The 26,517-nt window shown below is 69.2% G+C and carries 30 protein-coding genes; 13 read left to right on the top strand and 17 right to left on the bottom strand.

Features of this window, described 5'->3' with window-relative positions; genetic code table 11:
- The first annotated feature begins 104 nt into the window (after positions 1–104).
- The 3 genes from VHAB30_RS02410 to VHAB30_RS02400 are packed head-to-tail and all read left to right on the top strand — an operon-like array spanning position 105 to position 2,268.
- Entirely contained in the window at positions 105–677 is a 573-nt protein-coding gene (locus tag VHAB30_RS02410) for an isochorismatase family protein (protein WP_159275685.1), read from the top strand.
- Complete coding sequence (locus VHAB30_RS02405) at positions 674–1,303, top strand: DJ-1/PfpI family protein (RefSeq protein WP_159275684.1); 630 nt, start codon at positions 674–676, stop codon at positions 1,301–1,303. The genes VHAB30_RS02410 and VHAB30_RS02405 overlap by 4 nt, the downstream gene beginning before the upstream one ends.
- The gene (locus VHAB30_RS02400) at positions 1,273–2,268 is read left to right on the top strand and encodes a GlxA family transcriptional regulator (protein WP_159275683.1); all 996 of its coding nucleotides are present in this window, start codon (positions 1,273–1,275) and stop codon (positions 2,266–2,268) included. The genes VHAB30_RS02405 and VHAB30_RS02400 overlap by 31 nt, the downstream gene beginning before the upstream one ends.
- On the opposite strand, the gene VHAB30_RS02395 is transcribed toward VHAB30_RS02400, so the two are convergent.
- Positions 2,265–3,557, bottom strand: a complete 1,293-nt coding sequence (locus tag VHAB30_RS02395; RefSeq protein WP_159275682.1) for an RNA polymerase sigma factor — start codon at positions 3,555–3,557, stop codon at positions 2,265–2,267. The genes VHAB30_RS02400 and VHAB30_RS02395 overlap by 4 nt on opposite strands.
- Positions 3,558–3,700: 143 nt before the next feature.
- On the opposite strand from VHAB30_RS02395, the gene VHAB30_RS02390 reads away from it, so the two are divergent.
- Positions 3,701–4,594 carry a formylglycine-generating enzyme family protein gene (locus VHAB30_RS02390; RefSeq protein ID WP_235926795.1) on the top strand — a complete coding sequence of 298 codons (894 nt, stop codon included), beginning with the start codon at positions 3,701–3,703 and terminating at the stop codon, positions 4,592–4,594.
- 7 nt (positions 4,595–4,601) lie between these two features.
- Here the strand turns inward: VHAB30_RS02390 and VHAB30_RS02385 are convergent, their stop codons facing one another.
- From VHAB30_RS02385 to murJ, 5 genes are all read right to left on the bottom strand, one after another.
- On the bottom strand, positions 4,602–5,021 hold the full coding sequence (locus VHAB30_RS02385) for a YciI family protein (RefSeq protein WP_159275680.1): 420 nt from the start codon (positions 5,019–5,021) through the stop codon (positions 4,602–4,604).
- 31 nt (positions 5,022–5,052) lie between these two features.
- On the bottom strand, positions 5,053–5,475 hold the full coding sequence (locus tag VHAB30_RS02380) for a YciI family protein (protein WP_095950564.1): 423 nt from the start codon (positions 5,473–5,475) through the stop codon (positions 5,053–5,055).
- A gap of 123 nt (positions 5,476–5,598) precedes the next feature.
- Positions 5,599–6,027 (bottom strand): bleomycin resistance protein, encoded by a 429-nt coding sequence (locus tag VHAB30_RS02375; RefSeq protein ID WP_056571928.1) that lies wholly within the window; start codon positions 6,025–6,027, stop codon positions 5,599–5,601.
- An 11-nt stretch (positions 6,028–6,038) separates the two neighbouring features.
- Positions 6,039–6,890, bottom strand: coding sequence for a SirB1 family protein (locus VHAB30_RS02370; RefSeq protein ID WP_062477211.1), 852 nt, complete (start codon positions 6,888–6,890; stop codon positions 6,039–6,041).
- Between the two features lie 64 nt (positions 6,891–6,954).
- Positions 6,955–8,508 carry a murein biosynthesis integral membrane protein MurJ gene (murJ, locus tag VHAB30_RS02365; RefSeq protein ID WP_159275679.1) on the bottom strand — a complete coding sequence of 518 codons (1,554 nt, stop codon included), beginning with the start codon at positions 8,506–8,508 and terminating at the stop codon, positions 6,955–6,957.
- 118 nt (positions 8,509–8,626) lie between these two features.
- Between murJ and rpsT the strand changes: the two genes are divergently transcribed.
- Positions 8,627–8,941 carry a 30S ribosomal protein S20 gene (rpsT, locus tag VHAB30_RS02360; RefSeq protein WP_056571937.1) on the top strand — a complete coding sequence of 105 codons (315 nt, stop codon included), beginning with the start codon at positions 8,627–8,629 and terminating at the stop codon, positions 8,939–8,941.
- A gap of 162 nt (positions 8,942–9,103) precedes the next feature.
- Here the strand turns inward: rpsT and VHAB30_RS02355 are convergent, their stop codons facing one another.
- Positions 9,104–9,442 (bottom strand): DUF3579 domain-containing protein, encoded by a 339-nt coding sequence (locus tag VHAB30_RS02355; RefSeq protein ID WP_159275678.1) that lies wholly within the window; start codon positions 9,440–9,442, stop codon positions 9,104–9,106.
- Positions 9,443–9,602: 160 nt separating this feature from the next.
- Between VHAB30_RS02355 and VHAB30_RS02350 the strand changes: the two genes are divergently transcribed.
- From VHAB30_RS02350 to VHAB30_RS02335, 4 genes are read left to right on the top strand one after another with little or no spacing between them, the layout of a single operon-like run.
- Entirely contained in the window at positions 9,603–10,814 is a 1,212-nt protein-coding gene (locus tag VHAB30_RS02350; RefSeq protein ID WP_139706505.1) for an aspartate aminotransferase family protein, read from the top strand.
- The gene (argF, locus tag VHAB30_RS02345; RefSeq protein ID WP_159275677.1) at positions 10,811–11,746 is read left to right on the top strand and encodes an ornithine carbamoyltransferase; all 936 of its coding nucleotides are present in this window, start codon (positions 10,811–10,813) and stop codon (positions 11,744–11,746) included. Before VHAB30_RS02350 ends, argF begins: the two co-directional genes overlap by 4 nt.
- Before the next feature lie 30 nt (positions 11,747–11,776).
- Positions 11,777–12,337, top strand: a complete 561-nt coding sequence (locus VHAB30_RS02340) for a DUF2867 domain-containing protein (protein WP_159275676.1) — start codon at positions 11,777–11,779, stop codon at positions 12,335–12,337.
- A gap of 4 nt (positions 12,338–12,341) precedes the next feature.
- Entirely contained in the window at positions 12,342–12,659 is a 318-nt protein-coding gene (locus tag VHAB30_RS02335; protein ID WP_159275675.1) for a YkgJ family cysteine cluster protein, read from the top strand.
- A gap of 128 nt (positions 12,660–12,787) precedes the next feature.
- On the opposite strand, the gene VHAB30_RS02330 is transcribed toward VHAB30_RS02335, so the two are convergent.
- Positions 12,788–13,264 carry an Lrp/AsnC family transcriptional regulator gene (locus tag VHAB30_RS02330; protein WP_070062307.1) on the bottom strand — a complete coding sequence of 159 codons (477 nt, stop codon included), beginning with the start codon at positions 13,262–13,264 and terminating at the stop codon, positions 12,788–12,790.
- 176 nt (positions 13,265–13,440) lie between these two features.
- Between VHAB30_RS02330 and kynB the strand changes: the two genes are divergently transcribed.
- From kynB to VHAB30_RS02310, 4 genes are all read left to right on the top strand, one after another.
- Complete coding sequence (gene kynB / locus VHAB30_RS02325; protein WP_159273237.1) at positions 13,441–14,085, top strand: arylformamidase; 645 nt, start codon at positions 13,441–13,443, stop codon at positions 14,083–14,085.
- A 13-nt stretch (positions 14,086–14,098) separates the two neighbouring features.
- On the top strand, positions 14,099–15,379 hold the full coding sequence (gene kynU / locus VHAB30_RS02320; protein ID WP_159275674.1) for a kynureninase: 1,281 nt from the start codon (positions 14,099–14,101) through the stop codon (positions 15,377–15,379).
- Positions 15,376–16,236, top strand: coding sequence for a tryptophan 2,3-dioxygenase (gene kynA / locus VHAB30_RS02315; protein ID WP_159275673.1), 861 nt, complete (start codon positions 15,376–15,378; stop codon positions 16,234–16,236). The genes kynU and kynA overlap by 4 nt, the downstream gene beginning before the upstream one ends.
- Positions 16,237–16,330: 94 nt before the next feature.
- Positions 16,331–17,584 carry an SMI1/KNR4 family protein gene (locus tag VHAB30_RS02310; RefSeq protein ID WP_159275672.1) on the top strand — a complete coding sequence of 418 codons (1,254 nt, stop codon included), beginning with the start codon at positions 16,331–16,333 and terminating at the stop codon, positions 17,582–17,584.
- Between the two features lie 263 nt (positions 17,585–17,847).
- Here the strand turns inward: VHAB30_RS02310 and VHAB30_RS02305 are convergent, their stop codons facing one another.
- The 9 genes from VHAB30_RS02305 to VHAB30_RS02265 form a co-directional block, all read right to left on the bottom strand.
- Positions 17,848–19,032, bottom strand: coding sequence for an FAD-dependent monooxygenase (locus tag VHAB30_RS02305; protein ID WP_159275671.1), 1,185 nt, complete (start codon positions 19,030–19,032; stop codon positions 17,848–17,850).
- Positions 19,033–19,037: 5 nt separating this feature from the next.
- Entirely contained in the window at positions 19,038–19,340 is a 303-nt protein-coding gene (locus VHAB30_RS02300; RefSeq protein ID WP_062477175.1) for a DUF6587 family protein, read from the bottom strand.
- A gap of 27 nt (positions 19,341–19,367) precedes the next feature.
- Positions 19,368–21,263 (bottom strand): ferrous iron transporter B, encoded by a 1,896-nt coding sequence (gene feoB / locus VHAB30_RS02295; protein ID WP_159275670.1) that lies wholly within the window; start codon positions 21,261–21,263, stop codon positions 19,368–19,370.
- Positions 21,256–21,555: a FeoA family protein gene (locus tag VHAB30_RS02290; RefSeq protein ID WP_070062301.1), complete on the bottom strand. Its 300-nt coding sequence runs from the start codon at positions 21,553–21,555 to the stop codon at positions 21,256–21,258. The genes feoB and VHAB30_RS02290 overlap by 8 nt, the downstream gene beginning before the upstream one ends.
- 140 nt (positions 21,556–21,695) lie before the next feature.
- Positions 21,696–22,532, bottom strand: a complete 837-nt coding sequence (gene efeO / locus VHAB30_RS02285) for an iron uptake system protein EfeO (protein ID WP_082818180.1) — start codon at positions 22,530–22,532, stop codon at positions 21,696–21,698.
- A gap of 44 nt (positions 22,533–22,576) precedes the next feature.
- Positions 22,577–23,878, bottom strand: coding sequence for an iron uptake transporter deferrochelatase/peroxidase subunit (gene efeB / locus VHAB30_RS02280; protein WP_159275669.1), 1,302 nt, complete (start codon positions 23,876–23,878; stop codon positions 22,577–22,579).
- 22 nt (positions 23,879–23,900) lie between these two features.
- A complete protein-coding gene (efeO, locus tag VHAB30_RS02275) occupies positions 23,901–25,079 on the bottom strand; it encodes an iron uptake system protein EfeO (RefSeq protein WP_095746435.1) in 1,179 nt (392 codons plus the stop codon).
- Positions 25,080–25,091: 12 nt separating this feature from the next.
- A complete protein-coding gene (gene efeU, locus VHAB30_RS02270; protein ID WP_159275668.1) occupies positions 25,092–25,928 on the bottom strand; it encodes an iron uptake transporter permease EfeU in 837 nt (278 codons plus the stop codon).
- A gap of 121 nt (positions 25,929–26,049) precedes the next feature.
- Complete coding sequence (locus tag VHAB30_RS02265) at positions 26,050–26,511, bottom strand: metallophosphoesterase family protein (RefSeq protein WP_159275667.1); 462 nt, start codon at positions 26,509–26,511, stop codon at positions 26,050–26,052.
- Positions 26,512–26,517: the final 6 nt, after the last annotated feature.

The following is a 26,517-nucleotide window of genomic DNA, read 5'->3' as shown; positions in this document are numbered from 1 at the left end:
TGATGTCCTGATCTGATCGGTTCCGGTCCGCATCGGCGCGGACGAGGCGCTGGCGGCGTCCAAGAATAGGCGGCATCATCCACTTTGCCTTGCCCGCCACCGCCATGACCACCTGTCTGATTGTGATCGACGCCCAGGAATCGTTCCGCCACCGCCCCTACTGGAACGCCGCCCTGCTCGCGCCCTACCTCGAGGCCCAGAACGCGCTGATCGCCGGCGCCGTGGCGGCCGGGCTGCCCGTCGTGCGTGTTTTCCACGTCGATCCGCCGCAGGTTGCGTCCAACCCCTTCGCGGTCGAATCGGGCCATGTGCGCCCGATCGAGGGCCTAGCGTCCTTCGAGGCGGCCGCCACCTTCACCAAGCACCGCCACAGCGCGCTGGTCAACAGCGGCCTGGACGTGTGGCTCACGCAGCACGGCATCCGCCGCCTGATCGTGAGCGGCATCCGCACCGAGCAGTGCTGCGAAACCACCACGCGCCACGCCTCGGACCTGGGCTGGGAGGTCGACTACGTGACCGACGCCACCCTCACCTTCGACATGGTGCAGCCCGACGGCCGCCCCCTGTCGGCCGCCGACATCAAGGCGCGCACCGCGACCGTGCTGGACGGGCGCTTCGCCACGGTCTGCAGCGTGGCGCAGGCACTTGAACGCGCCACGGAAAGCGCCGCCGCATGACCCCGCTGCGCGTGCGCATCCTGGCCTACGACGGCGTCGAGGCGCTCGACTTCGCCGGCCCCTTCGAGGTCTTCACCACCGCTGCCCGCGTCCACCAGCGCCTGCAGCCGGGTGCGTCCGCGCCGTTCGAGGTCGCCTCGGTCGCCCACACCCGCGCCGGGGAACCGGTGCAGGCGCGCGCCGGCCTGCGGCTGCTCGCCGACCACACGCTGGCCGATGCCGCCGCCACCGCCGACGTGCTGGTCATCCCCGGCGGCGTGGTCGATGCGCCGATGGCGAGCCCCGACACCCTGCGCTGGATCGCCCGGTGTGCGGCCGGCGCGCAGCTCGTCGCCTCGGTCTGCACCGGCGTCTTCCTGCTGGCACAAAGCGGCGTCGTGACGCGCGAGGCGGTCACCACGCACTGGGAAGACCTCGCCGACCTGCGCGCCCAATTCCCGCAGCTCGACGTGCGCGACGGCGTGCGCTGGGTCGACACCGGCCGCATCGTCAGCTCGGCCGGTATCAGCGCGGGCATCGACATGAGCCTGCATCTGGTCGAACGCCTGGCCGGGCGCGAACTGGCCGAGCGCACCGCGCGCCAGATGGACTACGCATGGACCCGCAACGAGCCCCTGTCCGCGTAGTTTTCGTGCTCCTGCCCGACAGCCTGGTGCTCGATTGGGCCGGGCCGGCCGAGGCGCTGCGCATCGCCAACCAGCGGCTGCGTGCAGCGGGCCAGCCCGAGCGCTTCGTCATCGAATTCGCGGGGCCGAGGCCGACCGTCATGGGCTCGGTCGGCGTCGCGCTGTCGGGGCTGTCGCCATTGCCGACGCAGTGGGACGGCCCGGGCTGGGTGGTGCTGGTCGGCCTGCCGGGCGACACCATCGCGACCGACACCCCCGAGGCGCAGGACCTGCTGCACTGGCTGCGCGGCCAGCGCTTCACGCGCGGCGGCGTCGAGCTGGTCACGGTCTGCGCGGGCGCGCTGCTCGCGGCGCACGCGGGCGCGCTCACGGGGCGGCGCGTCACCACGCACCACCATCACCTGGACGAACTGCGCGCCGTGGAGCCGCGCTGCGAGGTGGTGAGCAACCGCGTGTTCGTGATCGACCCGCCGGTCTACAGCAGCGCGGGCGTCACGACGGGCATCGACCTGATGCTGCACCGCATCGCCGACACCTGCGGCGAGGCGCTGGCGGCCCAGGTGGCGCAGACGATGGTGGTGGCGCTGCGGCGCGGCCCGCACGACCCGGAACTGTCGCCCTTTCTCGCCTACCGCAACCACCTGCACGCGGCGCTGCACCGGGTGCAGGACGCGGTCAGCGAACAACCGCAAGCCGACTGGAGCGTGCCGCGCATGGCCGAGGTCGCCCACACCTCGGCGCGGCACCTGACGCGGCTGTTCGTCGAGCATGCGGGCGTGGCGCCGCTGGCCTACCTGCGCCGGCTGCGGCTGGCGGCCGCGCAACTGGCGCTGGCCTCGGGCGCCAGCGTGACGCGCGCGGCCGAGCTGTCGGGCTTCGGCTCGGACACGCAGCTGCGCCGCGCGTGGCACCAGTTCGGGTTGCCGGGCTCGCCTTCCGCGGGCACGTCGGCGCCCGTCCGCTAAGGCTTGTCGCCGCAGGCCTCGGCGCGCGCCCGCAGCAGCGCCTGCTCGCGCGTGTTGCGCGTGAGCGAGGCAGCGCGCTGGAACTCCCGCCGCGCCTCGTCGTGGCGGCCCAGCTTGAAGAGCAGGTCGCCGCGCACGGTCGGCAGCAGGTGGTAGCCCTTCAGCGCGGGCTCGTCCTGCAGCGCATCGACCACCTCCAGCCCGGCGGCCGGCCCGAAGGCCATCGACAGCGCGACCGCGCGGTTCAGCTCGACGATGGGCGACGGCGACAGCGCGGCCAGCGCGTCGTACAGCGCCGCGATGCGGGCCCAGTCGGTCTCGCCCGCGGTGCGCGCGCGGGCGTGGCAGGCGGCGATGGCGGCCTGCAGCGCGTAGGGGCCGAGCGCGCCGCCCAGCGCTTCGGCGCGCGCCAGCGCCGCCAGGCCGCGGCGGATCAGCATCGGGTCCCAGCGTGCGCGGTTCTGGTCAAGCAGCAGCACCGGTTCGCCCGAGGCGCCCACGCGCGCGGCGGCGCGCGAGGCCTGGATTTCCATCAGCGCGACCAGCCCGTGCACCTCGGCTTCGCCGGGCACCAGTTCGGCCACGATGCGGCCCAGGCGCAGCGCCTCGTCGCACAGCGTGGGGCGCATCCAGTCGTCGCCGGCGGTGGCCGAGTAGCCTTCGTTGAAGATCAGGTAGAGCACCTCGAGCACCGAGGCCAGCCGGGCTTCGAGCTCGTGGCGGCGCGGCACCTCGAAGGGCACGCGCGCCTCGGCCAGCGTGCGCTTGGCACGCACGATGCGCTGCGCCACGGTGGCCTCGGGCACGAGAAAAGCGCGCGCGATCTCGTCGGTCGTGAGGCCGCCCATCAGCCGCAGTGTGAGCGCCACGCGCGCCTCGGTCGAGAGCACCGGATGGCAGGCGGTGAACACCAGGCGCAGCAGGTCGTCGCCGATGTCGTCGTCGAGCGCCGCATCCACCGCCTGCGCGAAGTCGGCCTGCGCCATGGCGTGCAGCGCGTCGAGCTCGCGGCCGATCTCGGGCGCCTTGCGCTCAGCCAGCTGCACGTGGCGCAGGCGGTCGAGGGCGCGGTGCTTGGCCACCTGCGTGAGCCAGGCGGCGGGGTTGTCGGGCACGCCGTCGACGGGCCACTGCTCGAGCGCGGCCACCAGCGCGTCCTGCGCCAGCTCTTCGGCCAGGCCCACGTCGCGCACCTTGCGCGCGAGCGCGGCGATGATCTTCGCGGACTCGATGCGCCAGACCGCCTCGATGGCGCGGTGAATGGCGGCGGTGTCTGGTCCGCTGCTCATGCGGCCTCGCTGCGGCGCGGCGGGCCGGATAGCATGGGGCCATGACACCACGCCTCGTCTTGTGGAGCCTGGGTTTCGCGTTCGGCCTCGCCTGCGGCGGCGCCCGGGCGGACGACCTCGCCGTGGAGCGCAACAGCCTGGGCATGGCCTTCGTGCGATTGCCCGCCGGCGAGTTCCTCATGGGCAGCGACGAGGCGCCCGACGCGCTGGCGCGCGACTACCCGCAGTTGCCCAAGGAGCGCTTCACGCAGCTGGCCGACGAAGGGCCGGTGCACAAGGTGCGCATCACGCGGGCGTTCTGGATGGGCCGGCACGAGGTGACGGTGGGCCAGTTCCGGCGCTTCCTCGAGGCCTCGGGTCACGTGCCCGAATCGGTGGCCGACGGCACCGGCGGCTACGGCTGGCGCGCCGACTACGACCCCGCCACCACGCGGCGCGGCGACGCCTTCGAAGGCCGCGACCCGCGCTACTCGTGGCGCAACCCGGGCTTCGCGCAGGGCGACGACCACCCGGTCGTCAACGTGAGCTGGAACGACGCGCAGGCGCTGGCCGCCTGGCTGAGCAAGACGGAGGGCCGGCACTACCGCCTGCCGACCGAGGCCGAGTGGGAGTACGCCTGCCGCGCCGGCACGCGCACCCGCTACAGCACGGGGGACGATCCGGCCACGCTGCTGCGCGGGGCCAACGTGTTCGACACGCGCAGCGCCGCCCATTGGCCGCGCTGGCGCGCGATGGCGCTCGCGGGCGACGACGGTTTTGCCTTCACCGCCCCGGTCGGCAGCTTCGCGCCGAACGCCTGGGGCCTCTACGACATGCACGGCAATGCGTGGGAGTGGGTGGCCGACTGGCATGGCGACGAATACTACGCGCGCTCACCGGTCGACGACCCCCAGGGCCCGGCCACGGGCACCGTGCGGGTGCGCCGTGGGGGCTCCTGGCACACCTGGGCTTTCTATGCCCGCTCGTCGTATCGCAACTGGAATGCGCCGGACACGCGCTACACGCTGGTGGGCATCCGGCTGGTGCGGGAAGACTAGGGTCGGCTCACTTCTTCAGCGTCTGCTGCATCGACGTGAACTCGCTCGCCACGTCCTGCACCTCGGGCGAGAAGTCCTCCATCTCCTGCACCTGGCGGATCTCGATGACCTCGTCTTCGCTGCCCGGGCAGCGGCTCGCCCATTCGATGGCCTCGGCGCGCGAGGCGACATCGATCAGCCAGTAGCCGCCCAGCACTTCCTTGGCCTCGGCGAAGGGGCCGTCGACCACCTTCGGCTTGCCGCCCGGAAAGCTCACGCGCGCGCCCATCGACGGCGGGTGCAGGCCCTCGCAGCCGATCAGCACGCCGGCCTTCTGCAGGGACTCGTTGAAGGCCATCATCGAGCCCACGCGCTCGACGTCGTCGGGCACCGTGCCGGGCGCGGCGCTTTCGTAGCCGTGGGGAATCATCAGCAGCATGAATCGCATGATCGTTTCTCCTTCGAGGAATGGATGAAGTTCAGCGGCCGGCCTTGGCAGCCGACTCGGCGCGCAAGCGGTCTTCCTGCGCCAGCAGCTCGGGCGTCATGGCCTCGCCGAAATCGGTGGCCTCGAAGACCTGGCGGATCTCGATCTCGCCTTCCTGGAACGGGCTGCGCTTGATCCACTCGATGGCCTCTTCCTTCGACTTGACCTGCAGCAGCCAGAAGCCCGCGAGCAGCTCCTTGGTCTCGGTGAAGGGGCCGTCGATGACGGTGCGCTTCTTGCCTTCGCAGCGCACGCGCGCGCCCTTGGACGACGGGTGCAGCCCTTCGCCCGCCAGCAGCACGCCGGCCTTGACCAGTTCTTCGTTGAACCGGCCCATCTCGGTGAGGATCTCGGTGCTCGGCATCACGCCGGCTTCGGAATCCTTGCTCGCCTTGACCAGAACCATGAATCGCATGTCGTTTCTCCTGAAAGTGGGTGGGGATCGGGAGACGCCGGAATCTGCGTGCTCCTGTTCACACGTCGCGCGAGCGGGCCGCGGATCGACACGGCCGCATCGATCTGTTTGTAATTTTGTGTTTCAGAGATAGCCGCAGAACCGCAGCACGTGGCCGTCGGGTTCGCGGATCGCGAATTCGCGCAGGCCCCAGGGCTGGGACGTGGGCGGCTCGATGATGGTCACGCCGCGCTTCACATAGGCGGCGTGCAGGCCGTCGATGTCCTTGCCGACGTGGATCACGATTTCGCCGCGCCAGGGCCGGGCCTCGCGGCTGCCGCATTGCCACAGGCGCAGGTACACGGGGTCGCCGTAGCTGCGGTCGCCCTTCATCACGCGGGCGTAGCTGGGCGGCTCGCCGGCGATGAAGTCGATCTCGAAACCCAGCACCTCGGAAAACCAGCGCGCGGCGCGCGAGACGTCGGACACCGGCAGCACCGGCTGCACGCCGTGGAATTCGTGCAGCGTGCCCAGGTCGGGCGCCGCGCTCACGCCGGTGCGGGTGTCGGTCATGGGCGTTGTGGCTAGTTGGCCAGGCGCCGCAGCAGCGCCACGCGCTCGGCGATCGCGTCGATGTCGAGCGCGTCTTCGGCGTTGGCGAGGTAGGTTTCGAGGTCGCGCACGGCCAGCGCCGCATGACCCTGCTCGGCATGCGCCACGCCGCGGTCGCGGTGCTCGCCCCAGGCGGTGGGCAAGAGGGCAATGAGGCGGTTCTGCACCGCGATGTAGCGCGGCCAGTCTTCCTGCGCGTGGTGCACTTCCTTCAGGTTGCGCAGCATGCGCGCGATGATCTCGCGCGGGCTCGCGGGCTGCAGGTACAGGCCCAGCGGCACGTCGAACTCGCCGACCAGCCCGTTGCCGCGCTTGTAGGGCTCGAGCCGCTCGCCCAGCTCTTCGCGCGAGAGCGACTTGCCGGTGAACGGGTCGATCACGACCTGCCCCTTGGGCAGCGTGACCTTGACCATGAAATGCCCCGGGAAGCTGATGCCGCGCGTCTGCAGGCCCAGGCCCTGGGCCAGCTCCATCCACAGCACGGCCAGCGAGATCGGAATGCCGCGGCGGGTGCGCAGCACGGCGTTCAGGTAGCTGTTGTCGGGGTCGTAGTAGTCGTTGACGTTGCCGCCGAAATTCAGGTCGCTGAAGAAGAACTGGTTCAGCGCGCGCAGCCGGGCCAGCGGCGCGGCGTCGGCCGGCAGGCGGCGCTTGAGGCGCGCGAGCAGCTGGTCGACGTCGCCCAGCACCTGCTGCACGTCGAGTTCGGGGTATTCGTCCTGCGCGATGCTGGCCGCCGCTTCGAGCAGCGGAAAGTGGTCATCGCTGCCGACCAGCGACTCGAAATATTCCAGTGCCGTGGGAACCTGGTAGCTGAACGTCATATGGCTTTGTAGAGGAGCCCGCGGGGAGCGTCAAGGCAGTGTTTTCCGGCTCGCCAACAGCGCTTCAGCGGCGCATGAAACTGCGCAGGCGCACGCCTGCGGCGGTGAGCACGGCGAAATAGAGCAGCGCGGCGCCGGCGATGAGCGCGGCCAGAAGGCCGATGCGGTGCAAGCGCTGCGCGCGCAGGCCGACCCAGTCGAAATAGTGCGCGCCCCAGGCCAGCAAGACCGCCAGCACCACGGTGCCCAGCAGCACCTGCAGCGCGAACTTGCCCCAGCCGGGCTCGGGGGTGTAGCTGCCGCGGCGGATCAGGCCGATCAGCAGCCACAGCGCGTTGACCAGCGCCCCGATGCCGATGGTCAGCGTCAGCGCCGCGTGCTGCAGCAGCGGCACCAGGAAGAAGTTGAGCACCTGCGTGAACACCAGCACCGTCACGGCGATCAGCATGGGCGTGCGCGTGTCGTGCTTGGCGTAGTAGCCGGGCGCGAGCACCTTCACCGCCACGAGGCCGACCAGCCCCACGCCGTAGCCCATGAGCGCCACGGTGGTGCGGCCCACGTCCTCGCCGGTGTAGGCGCCGTTGTGGAACAGCACGGCCACGAGCGGCTTGGCGAACAGCAGCAGCGCCACGGCGCACGGCGCCGCCAGCACCACCACGAGGCGCAGGCCCCAGTCGAGCAGCGACGAATAGCGCGCGTCGTCCTTGGCGGCGCGGGCGCCCGCGAGTTGCGGCATCAGCACCACGCCCAGCGCCACGCCGAGCATGGCGGTGGGGAATTCCATCAGCCGGTCGGCGTTGGTGACCCAGGTCACGCTGCCGGTGGCCAGGTGCGAGGCGATCTGCGTGTTGATGAGCAGCGAGATCTGCGCCACGCTCACGCCCAGCAGCGCCGGCAGCATGAGCTTCATGACCTTGCGGGTGGTCGGATCGGTCCACGCGGCGCGCAGCGCCTTGAAGCTGGCGCCGATGCGAGGCATGAGCCCCAATGCGCGCAGCGCCGGAATCTGCAGGGCCAGCTGCAGCACGCCACCGACCATCACGCCCACGCACTGGGCGTAGATCGGCTCGATGCCGTAGCGGCGGAACAGCGGCGCGCCGATGGAGATCGACAGGATCAGCGCGATGTTGAGCAGCACCGGCGACGCCGCCGGCACGGCGAACTTGCGCCAGGTGTTGAGGATGCCGCCCGCCAGCGCCACCAGCGACATGAAGCCGATGTAGGGGAACATCCAGCGCGTCATGACCACGGCGGCGTCGAAACCCTGCAGGCCGCTGGCCATGGCCCAGACCAGCAGCGGCGCGCCGGCCACGCCGGCCACGCACAGCACCACCAGGGCCCAGGTCAGCAGCGTGGCGACGTGGTCGACCAGCTCCCGGGCGCCCTCCTGCCCCGCCTCGGTCTTGCGCGCGGCCAGCACCGGCACGAAGGCCTGGCTGAAGGCGCCCTCGCCGAACACGCGGCGAAACAGGTTGGGGATGCGAAAAGCGACGTTGAAGGCGTCGGTGAGCGCGCTGACGCCGAACACCGAGGCAAACAGCACGTCGCGCACGAGGCCCGTGATCCGCGAAGCGAGGGTCAGCAGGGAGACGGTGGAGGCGGATTTGAACAGGGACACGGGGGCGAGTGTAGGGCTGCGAAAGGTGGCAAAAGCAGGCAATTCGGCAAAAACCGGAACCCAGCCTATAATGGAGGGCTTTGCTGCATCATCCTCAGACACCTAAGGAACACTAAATATGGCATCCGCCAAGCCCAAGAAGAAGAACCCGCGCCTCGCGTCGGGCCGCAAGCGCGTCCGCCAGGACGTCAAGCTCAACGCTGCGAACACCTCGCTGCGCTCCAAATACCGTACCGCTGTCAAGAACGTCGAAAAGGCTGTTCTGGCTGGCGACAAGACCAAGGCAAGCGAACTGTTCGCGAAGGCCCAGAGCATCGTCGACACCGTCGCCGACAAGGGCATCTTCCACAAGAACAAGGCCGCCCGCGACAAGAGCCGCCTGTCGGCCAAGGTCAAGGCCCTCGCCCTGGCGCCTGAAAAGGCCGCCGCCTGACACCTGTCAGGCAAGCCCGGACCGGAATCCTCCGGTCCGCCGTTTGATCGGGGTGCGCTGCAGCAAGCAAAAGTGAAAAACCGCCTTCGGGCGGTTTTTTCATGGGCGCTCGAAAAGTGCCCAGGCCAAAACGGCCGCGCAGAAAAGAAAAAGGCCTGGAAGTCAGGCCTTTTGGGGAGGGGGCGGCGTGTCCGCCGGGTCGGGCACTAGGCAGGCCTCGGCCACCTGGAGGTTATTGTCTTTGGCGAAGTTCACGCAGAAGTCCCAGGCCATGGGCTCGGCGTCGCGCAGGGCGCGGTTCACCACCACGCATTTCACGCCGTTGATGGTCGTGGGAATGCACCAGGGCGAATAGCTCAGGTGGCTGCCCGGGTAGGCGCCGCCGGGGCGGAAGGAGCACATGACGCCGGCGAGGCGTTCGGCCCAGTCGCTGGGGCGAAAAGTGCGGCCATCGTGGGTGATGCCCTGGATGAAGATTTCTTTGGCGTTGGGGGAAATCATCGTGAAGTGAGGCGACCGGAACAGGTGCTGCGGTGCAGCAAGCGATTGTATCCGGGGCCCTTTTTGCATCCTGAATGGGGGGCATTGCTGTGATGCGGAATCCTCAACGAAGCCGTCAAACCGCACGCCTAGAATTCGCGTTCCCTATCTGGAGAACCGAATGAGCGCCACCGCCCAGCAACCCACCTCGCCCCACGTCATGAACACCTACGGTCGCCTGCCGATCGCGCTGTCGCACGGCCAGGGCTGCCGAGTCTGGGACACCACGGGCAAGGCCTACCTCGACGGCCTGGGCGGCATCGCCGTCAACACGCTGGGCCACAACCACCCCGAGCTGGTGCCCGCCCTGCAGGACCAGCTGACCAAGCTGATCCACAGCTCCAACTACTACCACGTGACCGGCCAGGAACAGCTCGCCACCAAGCTCACCGAGCTGTCGGGCCTGACCAACGCCTTCTTCTGCTGCACCGGACTGGAAGCCAACGAAGCCGCCCTGAAGCTGGCGCGCAAGTTCGGCCACGACAAGGGCATCGAGCGCCCCGAGATCGTCGTCTACGAAGCCGCCTTCCACGGCCGCAGCATCGCCACGCTGTCGGCCACCGGCAACCCCAAGGTGCAGGCCGGCTTCGGCCCGCTGGTCGAAGGCTTCATCCGCGTGCCGCTGAACGACATCGAGGCGCTGAAGAAGGCCACCGAAGGCAACCCGAACGTGGTCGCCGTGTTCTTCGAAACCATCCAGGGCGAAGGCGGCATCAACCCGATGCGCGTCGACTACCTCAAGCAGGTGCGCCAGCTGTGCGACGAGCGCGACTGGCTCATGATGATCGACGAAGTGCAGTGCGGCATGGGCCGCACCGGCAAGTGGTTCGCCCACCAGTGGGCGGGCATCAAGCCTGACGTGATGCCGCTGGCCAAGGGCCTGGGCTCGGGCGTGCCGATCGGCGCCGTCGTGGCCGGCCCCAAGGCCGCCAACATCTTCGGCCCGGGCAACCACGGCACCACCTTCGGCGGCAACCCGCTGGCGATGCGCGCCGGTGTGGAAACCATCCGCATCATGGAAGAGCACAAGCTGCTCGAGAACGCCGCCACCGTCGGCGCCCACCTGAAGGCTGCGCTGGAACGCGAAATCGGCAGCCTGCCCGGCGTGAAGGAGATCCGCGGCCAGGGCCTGATGCTGGGCATCGAGCTCGACCGGCCCTGCGGCGCGATCCTGAACCGCGCCTGCGACGCCGGCCTGCTGCTGAGCGTCACGGCCGACAAGGTGATCCGCCTCGTGCCGCCGCTCATCCTGAGCATTGCCGAGGCCGACGAGATCGTTGCGATTCTCGCGCCGATCGTCAAAACCTTCCTCTCGGAGCCCGTTGCGCAATGACGACCGCCGCCGCACCGAACGCCCTGCGCCACTACCTGCAGTTCTCGGACCTCACGGCCGACGAGTACGTCTACCTCTTCGATCGCATGGCGATCATCAAGAAGAAGTTCAAGACCTACGAAAAGCACCAGCCGCTGGTCGACCGCACGCTGGCCATGATCTTCGAGAAGGCCAGCACGCGCACCCGCGTGAGCTTCGAGGCCGGCATGTACCAGCTCGGCGGCAGCGTGGTGCACCTGACCACCGGTGACAGCCAGCTGGGCCGCGCCGAGCCCATCGAGGACAGCGCCAAGGTCATCAGCCGCATGGTCGACCTGGTGATGATCCGCACCTACGAGCAGACCAAGATCGACGCCTTCGCCGCGCACTCGCGCGTGCCCGTCATCAACGGCCTGACCAACGAGTTCCACCCCTGCCAGATCCTGGCGGACATCTTCACCTACATCGAGCACCGCGGCTCGATCCAGGGCAAGACGGTGGCGTGGGTCGGCGACGGCAACAACATGGCCAACACCTGGCTGCAGGCGGCCGAGATCCTGGGCTTCACCGTGCACGTGAGCACGCCCAGCGGCTACGAGGTCGACCAGTCGATCGCCGGCATCCGCTCGGGCGACAGCTACAAGGTCTTCAAGGACCCGATGGAAGCCTGCCGCGGCGCCGACCTGGTCACCACCGACGTGTGGACCAGCATGGGCTACGAGGCCGAGAACGAGGCGCGCCGCAAGGCTTTTGCCGACTGGTGCGTCGACGAAGACATGATGCGCATCGCCCAGTCCGACGCCCTCTTCATGCACTGCCTGCCTGCGCACCGCGGCGAGGAAGTGCAGGCCGAGGTCATCGACGGCCCGCAGTCGGTCGTGTGGGACGAGGCCGAGAACCGCCTGCACGCACAGAAGGCGCTGATGGAGTTCCTGCTGCTCGGCAGGCTCTGACATCGATCCAATGAACCACCCGGGCGCCGCATGGAGCTGATGAACCGCTACCTGCCGCGCTACCAGTTCGCGGAGACGCACAGCCTCCACGTGCCCGCGTCGCCCGCGCGCGTGCTCGACGTGGCGGCCCGCCCCGAGATCACCGACGACCCCGTGGCGCGCAGCCTGATCGCGCTGCGCGAACTGCCGAACCGGCTGGCCAGCCGGCTCGGGCTGGCCGCCCCCACGCTGCGCCAGCGCGAGGCTTTCGGGTTTGCCGACTTCACGCCGCTGGGGCGCGACGGCGAGCGCGAACTGGCCTTCGGCCTGGCCGGCCGCTTCTGGCGCTTCGACTACGGCCTGGTCCCGCTGGCCGACGGCCCGGCCTTCGCCGCGCTCGATGCCACGGGCCTGGCCAAGCTGGTGCTTCATTTCACGGCCGAGCCCGAAGGCACGGGCACGCGCCTCACCACCCGCACCCGGGTCTGGTGCGGCGATGCCGCCGCGCAGCGCCGCTTCACCGCCTACTGGCTGCTGATCCGACCCGCGAGCGGGCTGATCCGCCGCCGCATGCTGCAGCGCGTGCGTGACGCCGCGCTGCTCGCTTCCTGATCCCATGTCTCCCTGCCAGACCTGCGGCGCCTGCTGCGCCAGCTACCGCGTCGACTTCAGCGTGCACGAGCTCGACGACCACGGCGGTCGCGTGCCCTCGGGCCTGGCGGTCGACGTGAACGACGCCCTGTGCCGCATGCGCGGCACCGACCACACGCCGGCGCGCTGCGCCGCGCTCACCGGCAAGATCGGCCAGTCGGTGGCCTGCGGCATCTACGAATGGCGACCCAACCCCTGCCACGAGCTGCAGGCCGGCAGCGACGCCTGCCAGCGCGCGCGCCTGCGGCATGGGCTGCCGATGCTGTCCGACGAACTGCACTGACGGCCCAGAAGGTGTGAAGAAACCGTAGCGAGCGCCCCGAGGTCGCATCGAGGACCGGAACCGTACACGCGTACGGTGAGGACCGCAGATGCGAGATCGGGGCGCGCAGTAGGTTGATTCACACCTTCTCAGGCCATGGGTACCGGCAACCCGCCCAGCTGCCCCTTGAACTCCTGCAGCGAGAAATGCGTCTGCACATGGCGCACGCCCGGCAGGCGGTGCAGCTTGCGCTGCAACAGGTCGGAGTACGCATCGAGGTCCTTCGCGACCACCACGAGGATGAAGTCCGCCGGCCCCGAGATGCCGTGGAACATCACCACCTCGGGAATGGCGCACACCGCGTCCTCGAAGGCGCGCGACGAGATCTCGGTCTGGTGGTCGATGCCGACCATCACGAAGGCCAGCACGCCGAAACCCAGCGCGCGCCGGTTCAGGCCCGCGTGGTAGCCGCCGATCACGCCGTCGTCCTCCAGCTTCTTCACCCGCCGCCAGCACGGCGACTGCGACAGGTGCGCCATCTGCGCCAGCTCGCCCGAGGTCAGGCGGGCGTTGTCCTGCAGCGCGCGCAGCAACTGGAGGTCGGTTCGGTCGAGGTCGGCTTGCATGATTTGTTCTCCATTTCCTGTCGATTGAATAGATTATTCAATCTTTCGATGATTGATGGATAACTTCTCGACTCAAGGCAGCCACTGCGCATAGCATTCGGCACCCGCCGGCCCCTTGTGGACCGACTCCAACCGGCCCACACTGCCCTTTTTCTTCCTTCGCCCTGCCGCCCGCCATGACCGCCCCGCTCCGACTCTGGGACATTTCCGCCCCCGTGCACGCCGGCAGCCCGGTGTTCCCGGGCGACACGCCGTATTCGCAGCAGTGGTGCGCCACCATCGGCCCCGGCTGCCCGGTCAACGTGAGCGCGATCACGCTGTCGCCGCACGTGGGCACCCATGCCGACGCGCCGTTGCACTACGCCCCCGAAGGCCAGACCATCGGCCAGGTCGACCTCACGCCCTTCCTCGGCCCCTGCCGCGTGATCCATGCGATCGGCCGCGGCCCGCTGGTCACCTGGGAGCACATCGCGCATGCCGTGAACGACACGCTGCCCCCGCGCGTGCTTGTGCGCACCTACCCGGCCATGCCCGTCGACCGCTGGGACCCGCAGCTCGCGGCCTATGCACCCGCCACCGTCGAGCGCCTGGCGGCCATGGGCGTGAAGCTCATCGGCATCGACACCGCCAGCATCGACCCGGCCGACAGCAAGACCCTCGACAGCCACCAGCGCATCCGCCACCTCGACCTGCGCGTGCTCGAGAACCTCGTGCTCGACGACGTGCCCGAGGGCGACTACGAACTCATCGCGCTGCCGCTCAAGCTGACAAGCGCCGATGCCTCCCCCGTGCGCGCCGTGCTGCGCGAACTTCCCCGCTGAAACCCTTCCTTCCATGACGACGACCCTCGCCGACTGCCGCGCCCTCGACGCGCAAGACCCGCTGCGCGCCCTGCGCGACCAATTCACCCTGCCCGAGGGCGTGCTCTACCTCGACGGCAACTCGCTCGGCGTGCTGCCCAAGGCCGCGCCCGCGCGCATCGCCGACGTGGTGGCCAAGGAATGGGGCGAAGGCCTGATCCGCTCGTGGAACACCGCGAGCTGGTTCGACCTGCCGCAGCGCCTGGGCGACAAGGTGGCCCGCCTGATCGGCGCCGCGCCCGGCGAAGTGGTGTGCACCGACAGCACCTCCGTCAATCTCTACAAGGTGCTGTTCGCCGCGCTCTCGCAGCAGAAGGCGAGCGGACGCAAGCTGGTGGTGAGCGAGCGCAGCAACTTCCCCACCGACCTGTACATCGCCGAATCGCTGTGCCGTGAACGCGGCTTCACACTGAAGCTGATCGATGCAGCCGAGCTGCCTGCCGCGCTGACCGACGAAGTCGCCGTGCTCATGCTCACGCACGTCAACTACCGCACCGGCGCCATGCACGACATGAAGGCCGTCACCGCCGCCGCGCACGCCGCGGGCGCGCTCACCGTGTGGGACCTCGCGCACAGCGCGGGCGCCGTGCCCGTGGCGCTCAACGACAGCAACGCCGACTACGCGATTGGCTGCGGCTACAAGTACCTCAACGGCGGCCCCGGCGCGCCGGCCTTCGCCTGGGTGAACACCAAGCACGCAGGCCAGTTCGAACAGCCGCTGTCGGGCTGGTGGGGCCACGCGGCGCCCTTCGAGTTCACGCCGCACTACCGCCCTGCCCCAGGCGTCGGCCGCTACCTGTGCGGCACGCAACCGGTCATCGCCTTGGCCGGGCTCGAATGCGGGCTCGACACCGTGCTGGCCGCCGAAGCCTTCAACGGCACCGGCGGTGCGATGGCCGCGCTACGCACCAAATCGCTCGCGCTCACCGACCTGTTCATCCAATTGGTCGAGCAACGCTGCGCAGGACAAGGCCTCTCGCTCGTCACGCCGCGCGACCACGCGCTGCGCGGCTCGCAGGTGTGCCTCAGCCGCGAGGAAGGCGCCTACGCCATCGTGCAGGCGCTGATCGCGCGCGGCGTGATCGGCGACTACCGCGCCGGCGATTCGCAGATGCCCGACATCCTGCGCTTCGGCTTCACGCCGCTGTACCTCGGCTTCGAGGACGTGTGGCACTCGGTCGAACACCTCGTGCAGGTGCTCGAGACCGGCGAGTGGCGACGCGCCGAATTCAACCGCAAGAACGCAGTGACATGAGCACCGACAACGACAGCAACAAGACCCCCGAGTCCATCGTCCACGAAGAGAAGGCGCAGCTGGACTTCAGCAAGTCCATGAGCTACGGCGACTACCTGCACCTCAACGAGATCCTCAACGCGCAGCACCCGCTGTCGCCCGCGCACGACGAGATGCTGTTCATCGTGCAGCACCAGACCAGCGAGCTCTGGATGAAGCTCATGCTGCACGAGCTGCACGCCGCCGTGCAGTGCATCGCGCAAGAGCGCCTGCCTGACGCCTTCAAGATGCTCGCGCGCGTGAGCCGCATCATGGAACAGCTGGTAAGCGCGTGGACCGTGCTCTCGACCATGACGCCGCCCGAGTACACGGCGATGCGCCCCTACCTCGCCAATTCCAGCGGCTTCCAGAGCGCGCAGTACCGCTGCATCGAGTTCCTGCTCGGCAACAAGAACGCCGCCATGCTCAAGCCGCACGCGCATCGCGCCGACCTGCTCGCGCAGGTGGATGCAGCCTACCGCGCACCCTCGCTCTACGACGAATCGCTGCGCCTGCTCGCACGCCACGGCCTGCCCGTGCCCGCCGACCGGCTGGAGCGCGACTGGACCCAGCCCTACGAATCGAGCGACGGCGTCGAGGCCGCCTGGCTCACGGTCTACCGCAACCCGCACGACCACTGGGACCTGTACCAGCTCGGCGAAAAACTCACCGACCTCGAAGACGCCTTCCGCCTCTGGCGCTTCCGCCACGTGACCACGGTCGAACGCGTGATCGGCTTCAAGCGCGGCACCGGCGGCACGGGGGGCGTGAGCTACTTGCGCAAGATGCTCGACGTGGTGTTGTTCCCCGAGATCTGGAAGCTGCGCACCGATCTGTAGTGCGTCATGCAGAGGCTTGCAGCAGCCCCGGGCGAACGAGGGTTGCTCCCTCGGCGCAAAGCGCTACATTTTGGAGAACACGGAGGCTGCCGCCATGAACAACAACACCTCGTTCTCTGCCGAAGAGCTCTCCACCCTGCGCGAACATGGCGTCGTGCTGTTCGCCGACCGCGTGATCTTCGACGCGCAACCGCCGATGCCGCAGCAGCAGATCGATGCGGTGCAGGCCTTGTGCGCCGGCCCGCTGCCCGAGGCGCTGGTCGCGCTGTGGCAGCACACGGCAGGCGGGCGCCTCGACTACGACCTCGCGTTGCCGATGAACGGCAACGTCGAGAGCGTCAGCTGGTCGGAGCTGTTCTGGGACGGCAGCGACGGCTACCGCGACCTGCAGGGCTGGATCGAGCATGAGCAGGAACTCGCCGAGGAAGGGGCTGAAGACAGCGGCACGCCCTGGAGCGGCAAGCTCACGCACCTGCCCTTCGGCGGCTTCGAGTACTGCGACCGCGTCTACGCGGTGGTCGAGCCCGGTGCCGCGCACGGCCAGGTCATCGCGTGGAAGCAGGGCCTGCCGCCGGCCTGGACGCACGCGCTGCACGAAGACGGCCTGAGCCCCGTGGCCGCCGACCTGTATGGCGCCTTCGCGGCGCTGCATCTCGACGAAGACCCGCTGGCGCCGACGGGTGACTACTTCTCGGGGCAGGCGCTGCTCGCCTACCTCGATGACCGCCACGAAGGCTACGGGCTGGACCTCGATCTGATGGACAAGCTGGTCACCTTCTATTGCCGCGCCATCGTCGACTGGCGCACGCCGCTTGCAGACGGCACGCTGCGCCATCACCCGGCGCTCGCACGCGCGGCACTGCGCCACGCGATTGCCACCGACGACGCTGCGTTGGTCGCCGAACTTGCCGCCGCAGGCCTGAACTTCGAAGGGCCGCATGAAGGCAGTGCACTCGCCACCGACGTGGCCGTGGGACACAGCGCCTTCGCCGCCGCGGCAGCGCTGGTGCGCGCAGGCGCGCCGGTGGCATCCGACGTGCTGCGCAACATCGACGGTCAGATCTCGCCCGAACTCACGCGCGCCCTGCTGGACAACGGCGCCGAGCCGACCGTGGCGGCCATCGTGAAGTGCGCAGCCTGCGGTGCGCCCGCCAGCGCGCACCTGATCGCCGACGCCTGCGCGCAGATCGGCATCGACGTGCCGCCGGCCTTCGTGGCGGATCGCGATGCGATGTTGGTCGAACTGGAAACCACGCTCGCGCAGATGCGCGATGGGACGCAGGGGCATTACCTGGGGCAGGAAGGCTTGGCCGAGCGCATCGAGCATCTGCAAACGTTCCGGCTCTGATTTTTCAGGGCGACGCTCACGCCGACGGGGCACCTTGCTCCGCGAATGTCCCCCGGGCTTCGCCCTCCTCCTTAATTTCGCTGCGCAAGGCACCCCATCGGCGTAAGCGTGGGGCAGCGCGGTCGTTGATCGGCTGCACGCCAGCGCTGTGTCCCGTGCCCAGGACACTGGGTGCTTCCCGCAGCGAAATTAAGGAGGAGGGGCGAAGCCCCGGGGGACATTCGCGGAGGGAAGTACCCGGTGGCCTGGGCACGCGCCCTGGATCAGCCGCCGTACAGCCAGGGCTGATCGAGCAGCCGGGACCCCAGCAACCGCATCGCCATGTCGCGCCCGAAGCGCACCGCACCCGTGGCATGAAAGATCTCGCCGTTGCGACGCGCCCGCGCCTGCACCTGCGCATTGCGTTCCCAGCGCGCATCGGCATAGCGCGCGAACGCGGCCGGCACACCCAACGCCGAGGCATCGCCCAAGGCATCCGCCAACGCGACCGCATCCTCGATCGCCATGCCAGCGCCTTGCGCGAGGTACGGCACCATCGGATGCGCAGCATCGCCCACCAGCGCCACGCGCTCGTGCGCCATGTCGCTAGGCCCGGCCACGGGCGCACGGTCGCTCAGCGTCCAGGCGCGCCAACTCGGCATCGCATCGAGCAATGACTGAAGGCTCGCACAGCTGCGACCCATCGCCTGCTTCAAGGCCACAAGGCTGCTGGCCTGATCCCAATCGCGCGCATCGCCCGCAGGTGCAGATTCGGCAATCACAACGACATTGAGCGCATCCCCAGCACGCACCGGGTACGCGACCGCATGCAAACGCGGCCCGAGCCACACATCGACGCGCGAACGACGCAGCGCCGCAGGCAGGTCGGCCTGACGCACCAACGCACGCCAGGCTGTGTGGCCCGTCACGCGCGGCGGCGCTTCAGCAGATTCGGATTCGAGCTGCGCCCGCACCAGGCTCCACAGGCCGTCGGCCCCCACCAGCGCCTCGCCCTCCCACGCACGCGCGTCGGTGCTCGAGACGCAGACCAGGTCGTCGCTGGTCTCGACCTGCCGGATGCGCGCGGCCGTGACCAGCGAGCCCGTGCCCTGCGCGCGCACGGCATCGAGCAGCAGCGTGTGCAGGTCGGCGCGATGCACGCAGCAGTACGGCGCGCCGTAGCGCTGCTGCATGGCATCGCCCAGCGGCATGCGGGCCAGTTCGGCGCCGCTGCCGGCGCTGTGGACCACCAGCGCCTCGGGGCACGCCGCGATGGCTGCGAGGCCGCGGCCGAGGTCGAGTTGGTGAAGGCGGCGGGTGGCGTTGGGGCCGAGCTGCACGCCGGCGCCGATTTCGCCGAAGTCGGCGGCCTGCTCGAAGACGTCGGCGCGGTGGTGGGCGCGGGACAGCGCCAGCGCCGTGGCCAGCCCCCCGATCCCGCCCCCGGCGACGAGGATGTGCGCGGGCATCGGACTCAGCGTCCGGTGCTGGGCGTGGTGGAAGTCAGCGCGGGGCTGCTGTGGCTGTCGGCCGGGTCGGCGCCAGCGGGTTTCTTGGGGGCACAGCTGCCGCAGCTGTCGCACGAGCCGCAGCCCGAGGTCTTGGCCAGCGAGGCGGCGAGCTGATCGGCGCGGGCCTGATCGATGAGGCCCGCGCGCTGCGTGCCGGCCGCGAACTTGCGCGCGGCGCCACGGCGCCAGCCGGCAGGCATCCAGCGCCAGACCGCGTAGAGCGCGGCGGCCGCGACGATCAATCCGACGATCAGTTGCTGTGTCATGTCTTCTTCAACCCTTTCCCTGTGGTTTTACCCCGCGCCGAAAGCGAGTGCAATGCGATAGGTCAAGAAGCATGCCACGTATGCCAAGGCGAATAAGTAGCCCGCCATGATCCACACGTATTTCCAGGAGCCGGTTTCGCGCTTGACGGCCGCCAGCGTCGAGATGCACTGCGGCGCGAACACGTACCAGACCAGCAGCGACAGCGCGGTCGCCAGCGACCAGCTGCCGGCGATGAGCGGCTCCAGCGCACTGGCCACGTCGTCGCCGGTGGCCGAGAGCGCGTACACCGTGCCCAGCGCGCCCACCGCGACTTCGCGTGCGGCCATGCCCGGCACCAGCGCGATGGAGATCTGCCAGTTGAAGCCGATGGGCGCGAAGATGTGTTCCAGCCCGCGGCCGATCATGCCGGCCAGGCTGTACTGGATGGCGGGGCCGGTCGCGCCTTCGGGCGGCGACGGGAAGGTCGACAAAAACCACAGCAGGATCGTCAGCGTGAGGATGATCGTGCCCACGCGCTGGATGAAGATCCATGCCCGCTCGTAGAGCCCCAGCGCCAGGTTGCGCAGGTTCGGCCAGCGGTAGGCCGGCAGCTCCATCAGCAGCGGCGAGTGCCGCGTGCTGTCGCGAAAGCGCTTCATCACCCAGGCCACCGCCATCGCCGAGACGATGCCGAACACATACAGCGCGAACAGCACCACGCCCTGCAGGTTGAAGATGCCGCCCACGTCGCGCGCCGGAATGAAGGCCGCGATGAGCAGCGCATACACCGGCAGCCGCGCCGAACAGGTCATGAGCGGCGCGATCATGATGGTCGTGATGCGGTCGCGCCAGTTGCTGATGGTGCGCGTGGCCATCACGCCCGGAATGGCGCAGGCAAAGCTCGACAGCAGCGGAATGAACGAGCGGCCCGACAGGCCCACGGTGCCCATCAGGCGGTCGAGCAGGAAGGCCGCGCGCGGCAGGTAGCCGGAGTCTTCGAGCGCGAGGATGAACAGGAACAGGATCAGGATCTGCGGCAGGAACACGATCACGCCGCCCACGCCCGCGATCACGCCGTCGACCAGCAGGCTCTGCAGCATGCCTTCGGGCATGTGCGTCTTGATGAGGTTGCCCAGCCCTTCGGTGCCGGCCTTGATGGCGTCCATCGGCACGTTGGCCCAGCTGAACACGGCCTGGAACATGAGGAACATGGTGACGGCCAGCACCAGCATGCCCCACACCGGGTGCATCACGACGCGGTCGATGCGGTCGCTGGTGTCCAGGCTGCCCACGGGCTCCTTCACGGCCAGGCCGAGGATGCGGCGCACCTCGCGCTGCGTGGCGAGCACGTCGTCCAGCCCGGGCGCCTTCCAGGGCTGGGGCGCCGCGGCGGCGACCGGTGCGTCGAGCGCCTCGAGCAGGCCCTTGGCACCGCCGGTGTGCACGCCCACGGTCTCGATCACCGGCACGCCGAGTTCGCGCGAGAGCACGGCGGTGTCGACCGCGATGCCCTGCTTCTTGGCCATGTCGGTCATGTTGAGCGCCACCACCATCGGCAGGCCGAGCTGGCGCGCTTCGAGCACCAGCCGCAGGTTCAGGCGCAGGTTGGTGGCGTCGGTCACGCACACGAGCAGGTCGGGCAGCGCTTCCTGCGCCTGGCCGGTGACGATGTCGCGCGTGACGGCCTCGTCGGCGCTCAGGGCGTTCAGACTGTAGGCGCCCGGCAGGTCGAGCACGAACACGCGGCGGCCGGTCGGCGTGCGAAGCGTGCCTTCCTTGCGCTCGACGGTCACGCCGGCGTAGTTGGCCACCTTCTGGCGGCTGCCGGTCAGCAGGTTGAACAGCGCGGTCTTGCCGCAGTTCGGGTTGCCCAGCAGCGCGATGCGCGCGGGCTGCGCGGTGGCGCCGAGACGGCCCGGCCCCTGGATGACGGCTTCAACCATGGTTCGCGGCCCCCGGCGTGACGTGGATCAGCGCGGCCTCGTGGCGGCGCAGCGCGAAGGTGGTGTGGCCCAGGCGCACGGCCAGCGGCTCGCGGCCCGGGGTTCCGGTGGCGACGATGCGCACGGCCTCGCCCGGCACGAAGCCGATTTCGGTCAGGCGCAGCACCAGCTCGCGGTCGTCCGCGCTGTCGGGGCGGGCCACGTCGAGCACGGTGGCCCACTGATGGGACGGAAGCTGGTCGAGGCTCAGCGCGGTGGTGGTCGGCGCTGCGCCGAGGTCGTTGTTTCGCACGGTGGAGGTGCGCCCCCCGGAAATCCCGGGGCACGCCAGTAAGCAAAAGCCAGATGCTAGCAATTCTCACTCGCGAAAACCTGACCAACCCCAAAAAGTACCGGGTCAGCCGGAAATGAGCGCGTCCCGCGGGGCCGGACTCAGTTCAATCCGAGCATCCCGCGCAGCTTGGACAGGTCTTCGGCCAGCGTGTTCACCCGGCCGGCCAGCATCTTGCGGTCGCGCTCGGTGAGCTTCGAATAGGTTTCGAAGCCGCCGTCGGCCGTGCGGTACTTGGCCAGCGTGTCGAACACCACCTTGAAGTTGGCGTCGGCCTTCTCGGCGAAGGGCTTGTCCTGCTTCACGACCAGTGGGCGCAGCAGCTCGACGATCTTGTAGGCGCCCTCGAAGTTCGACTGGAAATCCCACAGGTCGGTGTGGCTGTAGCGGTTTTCCTCGCCGGAGATCTTGGTGGCGGCCACCTCTTCCATCAGCACGGCGGCGCCGCCCACGACCTTCTCGGGCGGGAAGGTCAGCGCGCCCAGGCGTTTTTGCAGCTCGAGCACGTCGGCCAGCAGCTTGTCGGCCACGGGGTTCAGGTCCTTGGTGCTCTTGAGCGTCCACAGGCTGTACTCGATGCGGTGGAAGCCGATGAAGGCCGGGTCTTTCTCGGCCTTCTCGTGGTCGTCCGCGCGCGAGTCGATCGACTGGTCGAGGTCGGTGAACAGCTCGGCCACGGGCTCCACACGTTCGTAGCTGGTGCGCGTGGGCGCGTAGAGCTTCTTGGCCTTCTCGATGTCGCCGGCCTTCACGGCGGCGGTGAACACGCGCACGTCGGCCGCCAGCTTGCGCACGTTCTGCGTCACGTAGATCTTGTAGTCCGAGATCGGACCAACCAGCTCGAGCGGCGACACGGCGGCCTGCGCGCCGACGGCGTAGAGCCCGGCAAAGCCTGCGACGAAAGCGGCGAGGAAGCGGCGGCGGAACTGCACGGTCATGAATCTCCTTGGATGCGGTGCGGTGGTGATGAAAAAGGGAGCGCTCAGGCGGCCAGCAGGCTGCGCCCGAGCCAGTCGTCGGCGCCCTGCACGCCGGGCAGCGTGAAGAAGAAGCCGCCGCCGATGGGCTTGATGTATTCCTCGAGCGGCTCGCCGTCCAGGCGGGTCTGCACGGCGACAAAGCCCTTCTCGAGGTCGGCCTGGTAGCAGATGAACAGCAGGCCCATCTCGAGCTGGCCCGACTTGGTGACGCCGTTCGAGTAGTTGAAGGGCCGGCGCAGCATCAGGTTGGCGTCCGAGGCCTTGGTGCGCGGGTTTGCCAGGCGGATGTGCGCGTCCATCGGCGTCGCCTTGCCTTCGGGGTCCTTGGTGTAGTCCGGCACGTCGTGCTCGGTCTTGCCGCCGTCCAGCGGCGCGCCGCTGGGCTTCAGGCGGCCCATGATGGCCTCCTGCTCCTGCAGCGGCGTGCGGTCCCAGCGCTCGACGAAGTTGCGGATGATGCGCACCGCCTGGTAGCTGCCGCCCACGGCCCAGGCCGGCTCGTCGCCGTTCGGCTGCACCCAGACGTGCTTGTTCATGAGCGTGTCGTCGGCCGAGTCGGGGTTGGCCGAGCCATCGCGAAAGCCGAGGAAGTTGCGTGCGCTCTCCGCCGGCTGGCCCGCCACGGCCGGAATCGGCGGCACGGAGCCTTCCTGCTTCCAGTGCAGCACCAGCAGGTCGGGCGTGTTCTTGATGATGTCGCGCAGCGCGTGGATGTTGGTGTCGGGCGTGTTGGCGCAGAACTGGATCGACAAGTCGCCGTGGCACAGCGCGGCGTCGAGCGCGTCGTTCGGATGGCGCTGCATCGGCTTCAGGCGCAGCGGCTTCTTCTTGTCGAGGCCGAAGCGCTCGTCGAACAGCGACGCGCCGACCGACACGGTCACGGTGAGCCCGTCGGGCTGCACCACCGGGCCGAGGATGCCGGAGCCCGCGGGCGGCAGCTTGGGATCGGGGTCGGTCTGCGGGCCGCCCTGCGTGAGGAAGGCGATGCGCTCGGTGAGCGTGCGCATCAGCCGTTCCAGGTCGGCGCGGTTCTCGGCCAGTACGTAGAACGAGGCGATCATGCCGGCCGTCGGGCGCGGCGTGACGACGCCCGCCTGGTGCTTGCCGCGGAAGGGCACGCGGTCTTGCGTGTGGGTGCTCTGCGGCGCGTCGGTGACCTGCGCGCCAGTGTCGGGCGGGCCCGGAATGGCCGCGCCGGCGCGCGCGCTGGCGGCGAGCCCGGCAAAGGCCACGCCCGCAGCGCCGAGCATGCGGCGGCGGTGCGGCGAGGCAGGAGCGGTGTCGTTCTTCTTCGTCGGTTCCATGGGGTCGTCGTTCTCTCTCAACTCATTCCAGACCGAGCGCGGCGTTCACCTTGCCCAGTTCCTCGGCCAGCGCGCGCACCGGCACGGCCAGCGCCTGGCGCTGCGCGTCGTCCAGCGGCGCGGGCTGGAAGCCTTCGCCGGCGCGGTACGGCGCCAATGCGGCGTCGAAGGCGGCAAAGCGCTCGTCCACGGCCTTCTGCTGCGCGGGCGCGGCCTTCACGAGCAGCGGCTGCAGCAGGTCGGCGATCTTCTTGGTGCCTTCGTAGCTGCCCTGCAGGTTCACCAGCTCGGCATGGCCGTAGTGGTCTTCGCCGCCAGCCGGCAGGTTGTCGGCCACGCGGCGCAGCAGCTTCGAGGCGGCGCTGGCGAGCCGCTCGGGCGGCACGCTCAGCTCGCGCAGGCGCGCCTGCAGCGTTTCGGTGTCGGCCAGCAGCTGGTCCAGGACCGGTGCCAGCGCCTTCGCGTCGCCCTGGCCGTACAGCGCGTACTCGATGCGGTGGAAGCCGCTGAAGCCCGGGTCGGCCTCGCGCTTCTCGAAGTAGTCGGCGCGGGCGTTGATGCGCGCGTCGAGGTCGGCGAACAGCTCGGCCATCGGCTCGATGCGCTTGTAGGCCTGGTGGGCCGGTGCGTAGAGCGCGCGCGCCTGCGCCAGGTCGCCGGCCTTGACGGCATCGGCCAGCGCGCGCACCGCGTCGTCGAGCGTGGCGGCCTCCAGCCGCAGGAACACCTGGTACTCGGCCAGCGCGCCCACGTAGTTGACGAGCGAGGGCCGCGCCTCCTCGGCCAGCGAGGCCGCCGACGGCGTGACGTGCAGCTTGCCGCGCGGGTTGCTCAGCAGGCCGCAGGTGATGGCGAAATCGCCCGGCGAGAGCTTGACCGTCATGGTCTGCGAGAAGCCGGGCGCGATGTTCTCGCGCTCTTCGACCACCATCACGCCGTCGAGAATTTCCCACTCGAGCGCGCGGTTCGACTGGTTGACGATGGTGAAGGTCGTGCGGCCCGCGGGCACGGTGATCTCGTTCGGGTCGCAGGCGTTGCCGCGGATCGTGACGGTGACGGCATGGTCGACCGCCTTGGGCGGCGCCTTGCGCGCCTGGTTCGAGGCGTACCAGAAGGCCGCGAGGCCGGCGACGACCAGCAGCGCCGAGGCGCCCACGGCGACGCGCATGAGCGTCGATGACGAAGAAGAGGAAGAAGACATGGAGGAAAGAAATCAGCCGGCGGTGGCCGTGCGCGGCGCCGGCGCGGCGGCCGGGCGCAGGAAGAAGAACAGGGCCACGGCCAGGAAGGCCAGGTAGACGATCACCTCGCCCACCACGGGCGCGGCCTGGTAGCCCAGCAGGCCCGACAGCACGGCGCCCACGGGGCTGTCCATCGGCAGGGTTTCGCTCATGTCGAACACCACGGTCTGCAGCTGGTTCCATACGCCGGCCTCGTGCAGCTTGCGCAGCACGCCCGCCAGCAGCCCGGCCGCGACCAGCAGGATGAACAGGCCCGTGAAGCGGAAGAAGCGGCGCAGGTCGAGCCGCACGCCGCCCGAATAGATGCCCCAGCCGACCACCACCGACACGGCGATGCCGGCGAGCGCGCCCACGGGCGCTTCCCAGCCGGTGCTCTGCTGGAACACGGCCAGCAGGAAGAAGACCGACTCCAGCCCCTCGCGCGCGACCGCCAGGAACACCATGCCGATCAGCGCCCAGCCCTGCCCGTCGGCATGCTGCGCCAGCGCCTTGTCGATCGACGCGTGCAACTCGCCCTTGATGGAACGGGCCGCCTTGCGCATCCAGAACACCATCGTGGTCAGCATGACCACGGCGATGAGCCCCACCACGCCTTCGAACAGCTCCTGCTGCTTCTGCGGAAACTCGGCCGCCAGCAGTTGCAGGCCGGCGCCGGCGAACAGCGACAGCGCGGTGGCCAGCAGCACGCCGACCCACACCGCGGGCATCAGCACGCCGCGACCGCTTTGTTTCAGGTAACTGGCAACGATGCCGACGATCAGCGCGGCTTCGATGCCTTCGCGCAGCATGATGAGAAAGGGAATGAGCATCTCGGAACAGAAGAACGTTCTTTGAAAATGCCCCGATGTGGTGCATTTTTCATAGAACGGCCCGAGGATACCCCATCAAATAAGATTTATTCTCAATTAGGGGTATTCGACCCCGCCCCGCTCACAGGGGCAGTTCGACGATGCGCGCGCTGACGGTGTCGCCGTCGACGATCAGTTCGGCCACGGCGATAGGCAGCTTGAATCGGCGCGGGCCGGCGCTGCCCGGGTTGACGTAGAGCACGCCGTTGCGTTCTTCGACCTTGGGTTGGTGCGAGTGGCCGGAGATCACGACACGCACGCCGGCACCGGCGGGGTCGATGTCGATCTGAGAAAGGTCGTGGATCGCGTAGACATGCACGTCGCCGACCTTCAGGAATGCCGTCTCTGGAATGGCCCCGGCCCACGCCTCGCGGTCGTTGTTGCCGCGCACCACCGTCAGCGGCGCGATCGCGGCGAGTGCGTCGAGGATGCCGGCGTCGCCGATGTCCCCGCCGTGCACGATGAAGTCGCTGCCCTGAAAGGCCGCCACGGCCTGCGGGCGCAGCAGGCCGTGGGTGTCGGAGATGAGCCCGACGCGGATCAAACCCAG

This window comes from Variovorax boronicumulans, assembly GCF_009811375.1.
In the GTDB taxonomy this organism is placed as follows: domain Bacteria; phylum Pseudomonadota; class Gammaproteobacteria; order Burkholderiales; family Burkholderiaceae_C; genus Variovorax; species Variovorax boronicumulans.
The sequence above is the reverse complement of the archived record's forward strand: the minus strand, read 5'-3'. Positions and strand labels throughout refer to the sequence as shown.

Excerpts from the sequence above, each read along its gene's own strand:
- VHAB30_RS02410 (WP_159275685.1), top strand. The coding sequence starts at position 105 with ATGACCACCTGTCTGATTGTGATCGACGCCCAGGAATCGTTCCGCCAC.
- VHAB30_RS02405 (WP_159275684.1), top strand. The coding sequence starts at position 674 with ATGACCCCGCTGCGCGTGCGCATCCTGGCCTACGACGGCGTCGAGGCG.
- VHAB30_RS02400 (WP_159275683.1), top strand. The coding sequence starts at position 1,273 with ATGGACCCGCAACGAGCCCCTGTCCGCGTAGTTTTCGTGCTCCTGCCC.
- VHAB30_RS02395 (WP_159275682.1), bottom strand. The coding sequence starts at position 3,557 with ATGAGCAGCGGACCAGACACCGCCGCCATTCACCGCGCCATCGAGGCG.
- VHAB30_RS02390 (WP_235926795.1), top strand. The coding sequence starts at position 3,701 with ATGGCCTTCGTGCGATTGCCCGCCGGCGAGTTCCTCATGGGCAGCGAC.
- VHAB30_RS02385 (WP_159275680.1), bottom strand. The coding sequence starts at position 5,021 with ATGCGATTCATGCTGCTGATGATTCCCCACGGCTACGAAAGCGCCGCG.
- VHAB30_RS02380 (WP_095950564.1), bottom strand. The coding sequence starts at position 5,475 with ATGCGATTCATGGTTCTGGTCAAGGCGAGCAAGGATTCCGAAGCCGGC.
- VHAB30_RS02375 (WP_056571928.1), bottom strand. The coding sequence starts at position 6,027 with ATGACCGACACCCGCACCGGCGTGAGCGCGGCGCCCGACCTGGGCACG.
- VHAB30_RS02370 (WP_062477211.1), bottom strand. The coding sequence starts at position 6,890 with ATGACGTTCAGCTACCAGGTTCCCACGGCACTGGAATATTTCGAGTCG.
- rpsT (WP_056571937.1), top strand. The coding sequence starts at position 8,627 with ATGGCATCCGCCAAGCCCAAGAAGAAGAACCCGCGCCTCGCGTCGGGC.
- VHAB30_RS02355 (WP_159275678.1), bottom strand. The coding sequence starts at position 9,442 with ATGATTTCCCCCAACGCCAAAGAAATCTTCATCCAGGGCATCACCCAC.
- VHAB30_RS02350 (WP_139706505.1), top strand. The coding sequence starts at position 9,603 with ATGAGCGCCACCGCCCAGCAACCCACCTCGCCCCACGTCATGAACACC.
- argF (WP_159275677.1), top strand. The coding sequence starts at position 10,811 with ATGACGACCGCCGCCGCACCGAACGCCCTGCGCCACTACCTGCAGTTC.
- VHAB30_RS02340 (WP_159275676.1), top strand. The coding sequence starts at position 11,777 with ATGGAGCTGATGAACCGCTACCTGCCGCGCTACCAGTTCGCGGAGACG.
- VHAB30_RS02335 (WP_159275675.1), top strand. The coding sequence starts at position 12,342 with ATGTCTCCCTGCCAGACCTGCGGCGCCTGCTGCGCCAGCTACCGCGTC.
- VHAB30_RS02330 (WP_070062307.1), bottom strand. The coding sequence starts at position 13,264 with ATGCAAGCCGACCTCGACCGAACCGACCTCCAGTTGCTGCGCGCGCTG.
- kynB (WP_159273237.1), top strand. The coding sequence starts at position 13,441 with ATGACCGCCCCGCTCCGACTCTGGGACATTTCCGCCCCCGTGCACGCC.
- kynU (WP_159275674.1), top strand. The coding sequence starts at position 14,099 with ATGACGACGACCCTCGCCGACTGCCGCGCCCTCGACGCGCAAGACCCG.
- kynA (WP_159275673.1), top strand. The coding sequence starts at position 15,376 with ATGAGCACCGACAACGACAGCAACAAGACCCCCGAGTCCATCGTCCAC.
- VHAB30_RS02310 (WP_159275672.1), top strand. The coding sequence starts at position 16,331 with ATGAACAACAACACCTCGTTCTCTGCCGAAGAGCTCTCCACCCTGCGC.
- VHAB30_RS02305 (WP_159275671.1), bottom strand. The coding sequence starts at position 19,032 with ATGCCCGCGCACATCCTCGTCGCCGGGGGCGGGATCGGGGGGCTGGCC.
- VHAB30_RS02300 (WP_062477175.1), bottom strand. The coding sequence starts at position 19,340 with ATGACACAGCAACTGATCGTCGGATTGATCGTCGCGGCCGCCGCGCTC.
- feoB (WP_159275670.1), bottom strand. The coding sequence starts at position 21,263 with ATGGTTGAAGCCGTCATCCAGGGGCCGGGCCGTCTCGGCGCCACCGCG.
- efeO (WP_082818180.1), bottom strand. The coding sequence starts at position 22,532 with ATGACCGTGCAGTTCCGCCGCCGCTTCCTCGCCGCTTTCGTCGCAGGC.
- efeB (WP_159275669.1), bottom strand. The coding sequence starts at position 23,878 with ATGGAACCGACGAAGAAGAACGACACCGCTCCTGCCTCGCCGCACCGC.
- efeO (WP_095746435.1), bottom strand. The coding sequence starts at position 25,079 with ATGTCTTCTTCCTCTTCTTCGTCATCGACGCTCATGCGCGTCGCCGTG.
- efeU (WP_159275668.1), bottom strand. The coding sequence starts at position 25,928 with ATGCTCATTCCCTTTCTCATCATGCTGCGCGAAGGCATCGAAGCCGCG.